Source organism: Bacillus sp. CCB-MMP212 (genome assembly GCF_022748145.1).
GTDB classification, from domain to species: domain Bacteria; phylum Bacillota; class Bacilli; order Bacillales; family Bacillaceae_G; genus Bacillus_A; species Bacillus_A cereus.
In genome coordinates, this window is sequence record NZ_JALDQE010000001.1 from 502765 (window position 1) to 515178 (window position 12414).

Sequence of the window (12414 nt, forward strand, 5' to 3'; positions counted from 1 at the left end):
TATTCGCTGCAATCATTTTACGCAAAGTTTATGAACGGAATATGAACAAAAAAGCCATTCTGCAATTAATAATTGCAAAATGGCTTTTTAACTTATTTTAAATCGTCAATTGTGAAAGCACCTGGAAGTAATTGCTCAACAGTCACTTCTTTTTCATCACCTTTTACATTCGTTAGTAATACAGTCATTTTCGGATCACAGAATTCAGCAATTACTTGTCTACACGCACCACATGGTGAAATCGGTCCATCAGTTTCTCCTGTAATAACTAAGTAACTAAAATCACGCTCCCCTTCTGATACCGCTTTAAATATTGCTGTTCTTTCTGCACAGTTACATAAACCGTAAGAAGCATTTTCTATATTACAACCAGTATAGATTTTCCCTTCTTTCGTAACTAACGCTGCGCCAACAGGAAATTTAGAATACGGAATATACGCTTTCGATAACATCTTGTTTGCTTCTTCAATATATTTTTTCTTATCCATATTATTTCCCCCTCAAAGTAAATGAAATGATGATTAGTCAGTAATAACTGTATGAACTAATTTAGGAGCCACTGCTGTTTCAGCGATAGAGATGTTCTCATAAATTTTTGCTTTTACATCTTCTACATTTTCACGATTTGCGTAGATTGTTACGAACGGCTCGCCTTCTTTTACTGCATCGCCAACTTTTTTACGTAACATTAATCCTACTGCTAAATCGATTTCATCTTCCTTCGTTGCACGACCTGCACCAAGTAACATAGCTGCAATACCAATCTCATCTGCAACAATGTTAGAAATAACACCTGAAGTTTTTGCAGGTACATCAATTACATACTTCGCTTGTGGCATTTTTTCTGGATTGTCTACAATTGAGCTATCTCCGCCTTGATTGCTTAAGAACTCTTTAAATTTCGCAGTTGCTTTTCCGTTTTTCATCACTTCAATTAGCATTTCACGAGCTTCTTCTAACGTATTTGCTTTTTTCGCAAGTACGACCATTTGACTTCCTAATACAAGTACTAATTCTGTTAAATCTTCTGGACCTTCACCTTTTAACGTATCAATCGCTTCTTTCACTTCTAGAGCATTACCAATCGCAAATCCAAGAGGTTGTGACATATCTGAAATAACTGCCATTGTTTGACGTCCTACGTTATTTCCGATACGTACCATTGCATGTGCTAATTCTTTTGCATCTTCTTCTGTTTTCATAAATGCACCAGCACCTGTTTTTACATCAAGTACGATTGCGTCAGCACCAGCTGCAATTTTTTTACTCATAATTGAACTTGCGATTAAAGGAATTGAGTTAACAGTTCCTGTTACGTCACGTAATGCATAAATCTTTTTATCTGCAGGCGTTAAGTTTCCTGTTTGTCCAATAACAGCTACTTTGTCACGGTTTACAATATCGATGAACTGCTCTTTCGTAATTTCAACGTGGAATCCTTCTACCGCCTCTAATTTATCAATTGTTCCGCCAGTATGTCCTAAACCACGACCAGACATTTTTGCTACTGGTACGTCTAAAGCAGCAACTAATGGTCCTAATACTAAAGTTGTTGTATCACCAACACCGCCAGTTGAATGTTTGTCTACTTTAATTCCTTCAATTGCTGATAAGTCGATCGTTTCTCCAGACTCAACCATCGCCATCGTTAAATCTGCACGTTCGCGATCTGTCATATCTTTAAAGAAGATTGCCATTGCAAGTGCACTCACTTGATAATCAGGAATACTTCCGTCTGTATATCCATTAATAAAGAATTTGATTTCTTCAGTCGTTAATTCTTTGCCGTCACGTTTTTTTGCGATAATATCTACCATTCTCATTACAATCACCATTCCTTTTTATATTATATGAATCTATTAAAATAATAAGCCAACGATTGTTGCTGATAAGAAACTTACTAACGTTGCACCGAATAGTAATTTCAAACCAAATCTTGCGACTACATTCCCTTGCTTTTCATTTAAGCTCTTAACTGCCCCTGCAATAATCCCAATTGAAGAGAAGTTTGCAAATGAAACTAAGAATACAGATATAATCGCTGTCGTTCTATCTGAGAAATTAAAGTTTCCTTGTGCTAAATCTGTCATTGCGACAAATTCATTTGATACTAATTTTGTTGCCATAATATTTCCGGCATTAACTGCTTCATGCCATGGAACACCCATAATAAATGCAAATGGTGCAAATGCATAACCAAGAATTTCTTGGAATGAAATACCGATTACACCTTTAAATACTGCATTAATGAATGCGATAAGAGCTACGAAACCAATTAACATAGCTGCTACTGTAATCGCAACTTTAAATCCATCAATAATGTATTCCCCTAATACTTCAAAGAAAGTCTTCTTCTCTTCTTCTTGTACTTCTAACATATCTTCTTCCTCAGTAACTTCATATGGGTTAATGATAGAAGCAATGATGAAGCCACCGAATAAGTTAAGTACTAAAGCGGTTACAACATACTGTGGTTTTAATAACACCATATATGATCCAACAATAGACATAGAAACTGTAGACATTGCTGATGCACATAATGTATACATTCTTTTCTCTGGCAATAACCCTAGTTGTTTCTTAACTGAAATAAATACTTCAGATTGTCCTAAAATCGCAGATGCAACAGCGTTATATGATTCTAGTTTCCCCATTCCATTTACTTTACTTAATGCTAGACCGATAGATTTCACAATAATAGGTAATACTTTAATATGTTGCAAAATACCTATTAAGGCTGATATAAATACGATTGGCATTAATACACTTAAAAAGAACGAAAACTCTTTTTGATTTACTAATCCACCAAATACGAAATTCACACCGTCAGCGGCATATTTTAATAGCTCTCCAAAACCATCTGCTATTCCGCTAATTAATATATTCCCTACACTTGTATTTAATAATAGAAACCCCAAAATGAATTGTAATATAACCATCGTTATGATTGGACGATATTTGACTTTCTTTCTATCATTACTAGCAAGCCAAGCGATACCTAAAATCAATACGAGGCCAAAAACACCGATTAAGTATTTCATAAGCCGTTTCCTCCCATTCGTATCCGCTTACATTTTTTTCAATTATTAAAGCAATAGATATACTTTAAACGTATATCTATTGCTTTAAGCTTTTATCGATTAGTAGTTATCTGTAGCACCTTTTGCATCATTTAATACGATTGCAACACTAGCACTTGCTCCAACGCGAGAAGCTCCAGCAGCTACCATTTTGTCTGCATCTTCACGTGTACGAACACCGCCAGATGCTTTTACACCAACGTTTGGTCCTACTGTTTTACGCATTAATGCGATATCTTCAGCAGTTGCTCCGCCAGTTGAGAATCCAGTTGAAGTTTTTACGAAATCAGCACCAGCTTTTACTGATAATTCACAAGCACGTACTTTCTCTTCATCTGTTAATAGGCAAGTTTCAATGATTACTTTTACAAGAGCTTTTCCTTTTGCTGCTTGTACTACTTCATAAATGTCTTTTTCAACAAGTTCGTTATCGCCATCTTTTAAAGCGCCTACGTTGATTACCATATCAACTTCAGTTGCACCTTTTGCGATAGCATCTTTTGTTTCAAATGCTTTTGTTTCAGTAGTGCTTGCTCCTAATGGGAAACCGATTACAGTACAAACGTCTACATCATGTCCAGCTAGTTCATCAGCCGCTAATTTTACCCATGTTGGGTTAATACAAACCGAAGCGAATTTATATTCCTTTGCTTCTTCGATTACTTTCATAACATCTTCTTTAGTAGTATTAGCTTTTAAAATTGTATGGTCAATTAACTTTGCAATGTTCATTATCTTCACTCCTCATATCTTTTAACAACTTCATTCTAACTCTTAGTTGAACAAATGTAAATACACTTTTGAAATTTTGTTCATTCTTTTTTAAAAGGAATTTTCTTGCAGTAAATAAAGCGCATTCTAACAAAGAACACTTCCTATATAATCAAATTTTCTATGTTAACAATGGTAGTATGTATCTCCATATCCATAATTATTTTTAAAAAGGCAATTTGTGTTCAAAAAAGACTCCTATCATTCATACATAACAAAATAAAAGGCGTTCTCAAAATTAACATCTTGAGAACGCCTTTTATTTCTAACCTTTTTCATAATGTAACAATTCTTTTGCTGTATGCTGATCGATAATTAATACATTTGCATACCCGCCACGTAACGCACCATCAATTGCTTTTATTTTTCTATTACCACCTGCAACTAAAATAGAGCGTTTCTTTAATTTCAGTTCCTCTAACTCAATTCCAATTGTACGCTGATTAATCTCTTCGCTACTAATATTTCCGTCTCCATCAAAGAAACGTGAACAAATGTCACCGACCGATTGTTTTTTGAGTAAACTTGTTTCATCCTTATCGAAATAACCTAATCGGAATAATAGCGCTTCGTCTCGCACTGTTCCTACAGTGAAAACTGCAATATTCGCTTGTTTCCCCATTTCGATAATGTGATGAATATGTCGATCCTGCTCTACTAATTCTTTTGTCACTGCATTATCAAATATAACTGGAAGAGGTAGGTTTCTTGGCGTCGTTTGAAAAGCATCTGCAAATAAAGCTATCGTCTCATTCGCATATGTATTTACACTCGAATGACTAATGCCACCTTTTAGCTGGACAACCTCTACCCCTTTTACATGTTGCGGTACGATTTTTCTAGCGATTTCATACATCGTCATTCCCCAGCTTACACCAACAATATCACCGTTTTTAACCGTCTTTTCCATATACTCAGCAGCATATTTACTTATATACTCTGTAATCGTTGCATATTCCGGTACTGGAGAAAATACAACATGTGCCTCTAACAAGTTGTACTTTTCTTTCAGTAAATTCCCAACGTTATCTAAATCCGCAAATGGATCGGCGATGCTAATTTGAACAAACCCTTTTTCTTTCGCGTACTTTAACAATCTAGAAATCGTCGGTCTTGAAATATTTAATTTGTTAGCAATTTCTTGCTGACTATAATCTGATTGATAATATAATCTTGCAACTTCAACGCTTAATTGTTGTTTATCTTTTTCCATAGTAACTCATTACAAATCCCTTCCTGTATTTCCCTTTCGTTACAAGCATTATACAGCTTTATGCAAAAAAATTCGACTACCGAATTTTATCTAACTGAACTTCTATTCCACTTATTATATACAATGAAACCTTATTGTGTAGATTTACAAACTGAATATAGAAACACTTACAACATATAAATCGGTTTATATGTAATTCTTTATTGCTTTTTCTGTAGTAACGATAACAAAGCCGTTCAATAAGAAACATGAATATCGTCTAAAAAGCTATTCAAATACCCCTCATAAACAAAAGATACTGTTCATAAGGGGTATGTATTCAATTTAAGTTTATAAAAATCGGATGGAAACACTGCAAGTTCTCACTTATTTAGAATAAGTGAAAAGATGATGTTTTATTTGTTCAATAAAATAATGATGGTGTATATTATCGTTAGATACGCGACTTGCCATAATAGCTCCCTCCATTGAAGATGCAAGAAAAGAAGCGAGCGATATAATATCTATATCTTCTTTAAGTTCTTGTTTCTCTATTCCTTCTTTTATGAGAGAAGCCATTAACATTACTGTATCATCATAACCTTTTGCTGCTGCTTTTTGTAATTCTGGAAATACTCCAGTACTTTCAATTGCGCTATTAAGTAATGGACAGCCTCCAGCAATAGGAGGATTATTAGCTGCATCTTGATATACAAGGAAAATTGCAAGGATTTTATCGATTGCTGTCTTTTTATTTTCCATTGCTTTATGAAAATGACTCCACATAATCTCACCACTTTTGTCATAGGCAGCAAGGACAATTTCTTCTTTACTTTTGAATCTACGATAAATAGATCCTTTAGGTAGTTCAGTAGCTGTCATTATATCCTGTATGGATGTGCGAGTTATCCCATTAGTATTAAATAAATATAAAGATGTTTCAATAATTTTTTCTTTAATCTTATCAACTTTAGTCATACTTTGTAATCCTCCTAATAAAAACGAGCTTAATATTCCAGGTGATATTTACCATCTATTTTCTTGAATTTTTTTGTAAGTATAAATAAGTTTGGAACAAAAATATATTATCCATCCCTATATTATGTGAACCTCAAACAATACAGTTTGAAAAGAGGTAATCAAATTGTATTATCTATATCATTCAAATAAATTTTCTGTCAAAATTAACATGTCCAATTATTTAATTCAGTCCTGTTATACAACTAATTTCACCTACAATTGTAGAAGGTGTAAAAATATATAGTTAATTTTAACGTATAGACTATGATTATTATATATAATTTTTATTAATATGTTTAGCTAAAGTGTTTGAACCACCCCACTCTCACTTCATTCTATAAAAGATTAATCATTAATGATTATTGGAATTAAATTGTAACAAAGCAACTGAGATATAAATATATTTGCTTTTTACCATTTTGATTTCGTTAAAAGGGTTTAAAAAACTAGAAACTTGTAGTATCATTAGATTTCGATTCAGACCGAACCGTCCGGTTTTTAATATAAATATATTTAGAAGGAGAACGTTATGCAGAAAGAAAAATCAAAGATTATAGGTAATTTAATTACGGGGGCAATAAAGTGAACTTTATAAAAATGAATAAAAAAGAAATTATTATGCTAATAGTTTATACAATGTTTGCACTACTTCAAATTGGCTTGTTCATATTATTTGGCCTATCACTTTTAACTAACAGCAATTTAGTTGAATCAGAATTTGCTCTTAGTGCCATCGGTTTGACTGTACCTGCTATTGTAGGAATAATTTTCTTTAGGAAAGAAATTATTGAAAGTTTTACTTATTTTAAAGAGAAAACAATTTTGAAAATAGTAAGTGTTCCTCTGGTGGTTTTATTTACGGTAATTGTAGAACAATCTGTTATGCGTTTTCTAGCAACTGCCCAGCCAGAGAACCAAGAACAGCTCCTTGAAACAGGTACGGGGATACCTCTTATTTTTACATTGCTAGTATTTGGTATTCTAGGGCCATTGCTTGAAGAAATTGTGTTTCGTCATATAATATTAAATCGTTTTTCACATTATATTGGTACTGCTATTGCATCTATCATCTCGATTATAATTTTTACAGTTCTTCATACGAATCAGCTTTCGGATATTGCTATTTATTTACCTGGCTCGGTGATACTTACTGTAGCTTATCTTATTTCTAAGAGATCCATTGCATATGTTATGGCGATACATATGTTAAACAATTGCATCACTTTCATTCAATTGCATATGTCATAGCGATACATATGTTAAACAATTGCAGGTTTTGATGCAAAAATACTCTATGTTTCTATCGAGTATTTTTGGCACCAGAACCACTTTTTCTAAGGCATAAGAAATCTTATCAAAACTACAACTTATTAGGAGAGTGTCGGTCATGATTGTAACAACAACTTCTGGAATTCAAGGTAAAGAAATTATTGAGTATATTGATATTGTAAATGGTGAAGCTATTATGGGTGCAAACATTGTCCGCGATTTATTCGCTTCAGTTCGTGATGTTGTCGGTGGCCGTGCTGGTGCTTATGAAAGTAAGCTAAAAGACGCTCGTGATATTGCAATGGACGAAATGAAAGAACTTGCAAAACAAAAAGGTGCGAACGCTATCGTTGGTATTGACGTAGATTACGAAGTTGTACGTGATGGAATGTTAATGGTTGCTGTCAGTGGTACAGCTATACGTATATAAGTAAATAAAAAAACGGTTCCTCCCTTGGAATTTATACTTTGAGGAGAGGCCTGGTTCTGTTGCAGATTTTAAAGAATAAAAAGAGATGTTGATAAAGCATTATACGTCGAAAAAACACAGTTTGAGTGTAAACTGTGTTTTTTTATATAGAAGCCTCATCCCATCACTATCAAGCTAAAATTTTGTGTTAACTTGTAAAAAATGTACATTTTTTACTTTGGGGTAATTTTGAATCCTTAAGCTTATGGGCATGTGCTGGTACCCTCTAATACTGTACAAATTTTTTATAAATGGTTGTAAGGTTCTACGTTTTTGACCATTCTGTACAACGATAACTTTGGTTTATTGATTTCACCTGTAATCTGGTAGCCTATCCTCTGATACAATTTAATGGCAAGTTGGTTCTCTTTCTTTACCGTCAGAGAGCATTTGGCAAAGCCTTGCAGCGAAGCTTGTTCCTCAGCAAACTCAATTAATCTGGTACCTATCCCTAGTCCTCGACTTTCGGGCAGTAAGGCAATTGTTCCGATGTGAAACTCGTCATCTTCTCCCTCCTTCAAGGTAAACATGGAATAAAGCATTTTAATATTCAGTATGTTATAAACAACAAAACCCAGCTTTCGGAACGAAAGCAGCTGTTTAAAAGTGGGCCAGGCAAGACGATTTAAAACGGGTATGGGATAGCAAGTAATCATCCCTAAAGTTTTCCCGTCCATTTGAGCTTCATAGGCGTATTGATGACTAAAACGGTTGTTCTCCTGCCGCCATAGCTTACAAAATGTCCAATCGACTGTGTTCTTCTCCTCAGATCCTGCAAGTGGAAACGCCATGTATTCCAATGCCATTACATTTAGCTGGGCGCCGACCATGGATTGATGAACAGCCTTTACAATAGAGATTTTATTCATTATCCTATTGCTCCTTTTCACTTTCTATATTATTAATATTAATTATCATGGATTTGAATCAGTTCACTTCCCTCTCAATTCATCCTTAGCTTTGAAACCATAATAAAATGTATTTAAAACAAGCTCTGCAGCAGATTTTTTAGCCACATTTCCTTCATGTACCTGTTCCCAGGTATGGAAAAGCAGAGCATAAAGCGTATTCAAAATCCATTCACTGCTAACTGTTTGCTGAAAGTAACCTCTTTGTTGTAGCAATTCAATAACGCGTCTTAAGGGTTCCCTCAGCTTCTCTTCTGCTTCACCTAATTCTTTGTTGTTAAATACAGATGCATCATGACCTAGAAAATAGATTTTGTCACCTAAAGGGATTAACGCTTCAATGAGTTCCGGGATATAGTTTTCGCTTCTTTCCTCATCCAGTGGAATCTGGTTTACAGTATCACTTACCAGTTGTATAGCCCGATGGCCCAAGAACAGCATCAATTTCTCCCTGCTTTCGACGTAGCGATGGAGTGTAGCAATTCCAATTCCCGCATATTCCGCAATTTCATTCATCGAAGCAGTAGGATTTTCAACAAGCAATATAGTAGCTGAATCAAGAATTGCATTAAATCTCGCTTCCTTCAATGCTGACAAGTCTTTCTTCATCGTCAATCTCTCCCTTTTTCTGTATAAAGTCGTCATTTTTGATAGATAAATATATCATTTGATATTATAATAAACAATCTCAAATAAAGTGTCCAGCTGCTGAATGTAGCTTTTCAAAAAGAATTATATTCCTGAAACTGATAGTACTTTGAATATTTCATTTTTAGTATTTCATTATTTAGATAACGATGAAGAAATTAAATTCTTTAATGTAATAAATACAAGAGCCAAAGGAAATGGTACGAGTTACTTTCTACATAAAGTTATCGGTTTATTTTAAAATTCACTTCCGGGTATTGGGTTATCAGCCTTTTAAGGGTTGAGCCGTCATCCTTCTGTTTTACATACTGGTCAAAAAATGCCAGACTGAATTCGTTAATAATACGATGAACTTCCTTTGGATTTTCACCTGGGCTCTGCAACAGAGGTGAGAACAAATGTAAATCGGTAAAGCTTGTATGATCCGTATGAGGAATGACCATTGACATACCACCGCCAGCTAACCCGCGTCCGTATCGCTCCCTCACTTCAAAGGGATCTGCTTCATCAGGCTCTTCTGCATTCATGAGCAGAAATGGTTTTCCAATGCCACTTTCAGGCAAGATTTCACCATACAATGTACCATCCATATTGATAGCTGCTTTGACACGAGAATCTTTTGCAAGTATTTGTGCTGCGGTAGCTCCACCGTAAGAGTGGCCAAACATTCCAATTCGCGAGGTATCCAGTCTTCCTGTAAAGAAACCGGTCTCATCGTTTTCGTTAAGTTTCTCTATCTGATTAAGGACAAAGCTGACATCTTCCTCCCATAATTTTATGTGACTATCTCCTTCATCAGTTAAATTGATGGGCTGTACGTAAGCAGTTCGACCACCTGGAAAGACGGTAGCTGCAGCATCAAAGGTATGATCGATACTTAGAACAATATATCCTTGACTAGCCAACTCCTCAACTTGAAACGTGTTTTGATTACGAAAACCACTAAAACCATGAGAGAAGAGTAATATGGGATAGTGATTCTCTGAGTCTGAGAGTTGTAAATCCATAAACGAATGAGACTTTACCAATTCCATGTGGCTGAATGCAAATGCAGGAATAGACAATGTTTTTTCCAATCCCTTGGAGAGCTCATTTATGTTACGAATATAAGGTTCTGGATCCCCCTTACTTTTTTCAGCTGCAGGATACCAAATTTGCACCATCAGTTCGCGCCGATTATTTGGATTTTTCGAATATGGTTCATTTCTCTGATGATCAACCCAATGATATAGCTTCGTACCGATCTTATGTGGACCAGTTGGTTCTTCAAATGAAAATACTGGCATAAGTAAGGGTAGCGCAACTGCTACAAACAAATAGATACATAGTAACGAAGTCTTAACTATGAATATACCCGAACTTCTAAAGCCCTTTTTCTGCCCAGTTAATAAATAGCATAAAATTAAGATAACTGGGGATACATATGCCGGAATCATCTGCCACCTAAAACCTTCTGCCAATAACTGAACTGTAACCATTACAACGGCAATCAAAGTAGCTAATTTAGACCACTTTTTCGTTTCTCTGCCTATTAACAGTATCCAACTCAATAGACTAAAATTCACTACTATCAAAACAACTTCCCAGAAATTCATTGGCCTATCTCCTTTGCATGCATTTTACTTCTAATTAAAGAGGTAGTTTTCAGCCTAAGCAAAAGCAGATGAAACACCTATATAGTTGCACCAATTATGCTTAGTAACCGTTTCATCCACTCTACTCCTTTATTCAAATTAAAAACTTAAAATGCCCAGCTACCTTTACGAAAAATTGGTTCTACAGTTCCATCTGGTAGAATACCGTCAATGTCCATCTCACTGCTGCCAATCATAAAGTCCTCATGTGTTACTGAAATATTTGCCCCTAACGTTTCAAGCTGATCGTTTTCTAAATCTCTTCCATCCTCTAAGCAAGTTGGATAAGCTTTACCAATCGCTAAATGGTTCGATGCATTTTCATCAAACAATGTATTAAAATATAAAATTCCCGATGCTGAAATTGGTGATTCATGTGGTACAAGTGCTACTTCACCTAAATAGCAAGAGCCTTCATCCACATTAATAAGCTCCTGTAATAAATCATGTCCTACCTGTGCTTCAGCTTTAACAATTTTTCCTTCTTCAAATGTCAGTTTAAAGCCATCGATAATATTCCCTTGATAAACTAATGGTTTTGTATTGCTTACATAGCCATTTACACCTTGTTTCATCGGTAACGTATAAACCTCTTCTGTCGGCATATTAGCCATAAAGATAGTATCATCAGGAGTTTTACCACCTCCAGTAACCCATTTATGCTGTGGTGCTAATGCAATTGTTAAATCAGTACCTGGCGCTGTATAGTGAAGCTTCATATATTTTTTATCGTTCAGTAGGACCGCACGAGATTCTAAATTTGTTACATGTTCACGCCATTTTTCAATAGCACTGCCGTCACCAATACGAACAGCTTTAAAAATAGCCTCCCATAATGCTGGTACTTGATCCTCAGTTGCTAAATCTGGGAATACCTTCGATGCCCACTTTGGTGAAGGAACTGCTACCATCGACCAAGCTATTGAATCCTTCATTACGGCGTTGCGATTGTTTCTCAGAGCAGCTCCTGCTACCTTTTGATAGGTAGCTAGACGATCAGATGAAATACCTGTAAATTTATCAGGATCTGTAGCATCTATCATTAATAGTGCTCCTTTACGTTCGATCAGCTCATCATTCATTTTGACTATCCACTCTGGGAAGCGATTAAATTCTTCATCTGAGGCATAATCAAAGTAAGCACGTTCCATTTCGTCATCCGAAAAATTAACATGAACACGCCCTGCCCCAGCCTTATAAGCCTCTTTCACAATTATACGGGCGAAATCCAATGCATCCACTGATGTATTGACTAATAAGTATTGCCCTGGTTGAATATTGACACCGATTTTCACCGTAAGTTCTGCATATGCTTGTAATTTTTCTTCAAAAGTCATATTATTTACCTCGCTTTTATTAAATTGGTTTTGAATTCCCCTCACTAACTTACTTTCTGAACAGGTTTTCTCAGAATTTCCATTTC

The 12414-nt window shown here is 35.2% G+C and carries 12 protein-coding genes; 2 read left to right on the plus strand and 10 right to left on the minus strand.

Annotated features, from left to right (window positions below; translation table 11 throughout):
• Positions 1-92 precede the first annotated feature (92 nt).
• The 6 genes from MRP26_RS02575 to MRP26_RS02600 all read right to left on the minus strand — a co-directional run bounded on the left by MRP26_RS02575 (position 93) and on the right by MRP26_RS02600 (position 6021).
• Entirely contained in the window at positions 93-488 is a 396-nt protein-coding gene (locus MRP26_RS02575) for a cytidine deaminase (RefSeq protein WP_069355408.1), read from the minus strand.
• Positions 489-521: 33 nt separating this feature from the next.
• Complete coding sequence (locus MRP26_RS02580; RefSeq protein ID WP_002093946.1) at positions 522-1823, minus strand: pyrimidine-nucleoside phosphorylase; 1302 nt, start codon at positions 1821-1823, stop codon at positions 522-524.
• Between the two features lie 36 nt (positions 1824-1859).
• Positions 1860-3041, minus strand: coding sequence for a NupC/NupG family nucleoside CNT transporter (locus MRP26_RS02585; RefSeq protein ID WP_016082053.1), 1182 nt, complete (start codon positions 3039-3041; stop codon positions 1860-1862).
• 99 nt (positions 3042-3140) lie between these two features.
• A complete protein-coding gene (deoC, locus tag MRP26_RS02590) occupies positions 3141-3812 on the minus strand; it encodes a deoxyribose-phosphate aldolase (RefSeq protein ID WP_001017441.1) in 672 nt (223 codons plus the stop codon).
• A 304-nt stretch (positions 3813-4116) separates the two neighbouring features.
• Complete coding sequence (locus MRP26_RS02595; protein ID WP_016082054.1) at positions 4117-5064, minus strand: sugar-binding transcriptional regulator; 948 nt, start codon at positions 5062-5064, stop codon at positions 4117-4119.
• Between the two features lie 366 nt (positions 5065-5430).
• Positions 5431-6021, minus strand: coding sequence for a TetR/AcrR family transcriptional regulator (locus MRP26_RS02600; protein WP_025687223.1), 591 nt, complete (start codon positions 6019-6021; stop codon positions 5431-5433).
• A gap of 624 nt (positions 6022-6645) precedes the next feature.
• Between MRP26_RS02600 and MRP26_RS02605 the strand changes: the two genes are divergently transcribed.
• Together MRP26_RS02605 and MRP26_RS02610 are read left to right on the plus strand one after the other, a co-directional pair.
• The gene (locus MRP26_RS02605; protein ID WP_016082056.1) at positions 6646-7311 is read left to right on the plus strand and encodes a CPBP family intramembrane glutamic endopeptidase; all 666 of its coding nucleotides are present in this window, start codon (positions 6646-6648) and stop codon (positions 7309-7311) included.
• A 139-nt stretch (positions 7312-7450) separates the two neighbouring features.
• A complete protein-coding gene (locus tag MRP26_RS02610; RefSeq protein ID WP_078401672.1) occupies positions 7451-7762 on the plus strand; it encodes a heavy metal-binding domain-containing protein in 312 nt (103 codons plus the stop codon).
• 284 nt (positions 7763-8046) lie between these two features.
• Here the strand turns inward: MRP26_RS02610 and MRP26_RS02615 are convergent, their stop codons facing one another.
• The 4 genes from MRP26_RS02615 to MRP26_RS02630 form a co-directional block, all read right to left on the minus strand.
• Positions 8047-8670, minus strand: a complete 624-nt coding sequence (locus tag MRP26_RS02615) for a GNAT family N-acetyltransferase (protein ID WP_001033856.1) — start codon at positions 8668-8670, stop codon at positions 8047-8049.
• A gap of 63 nt (positions 8671-8733) precedes the next feature.
• On the minus strand, positions 8734-9318 hold the full coding sequence (locus tag MRP26_RS02620) for a TetR/AcrR family transcriptional regulator (RefSeq protein ID WP_000710981.1): 585 nt from the start codon (positions 9316-9318) through the stop codon (positions 8734-8736).
• A gap of 263 nt (positions 9319-9581) precedes the next feature.
• Positions 9582-10952: an alpha/beta hydrolase family protein gene (locus MRP26_RS02625; RefSeq protein WP_242805946.1), complete on the minus strand. Its 1371-nt coding sequence runs from the start codon at positions 10950-10952 to the stop codon at positions 9582-9584.
• Positions 10953-11098: 146 nt separating this feature from the next.
• Complete coding sequence (locus tag MRP26_RS02630; RefSeq protein WP_242805947.1) at positions 11099-12328, minus strand: aminopeptidase; 1230 nt, start codon at positions 12326-12328, stop codon at positions 11099-11101.
• Between the last annotated feature and the right edge of the window lie 86 nt (positions 12329-12414).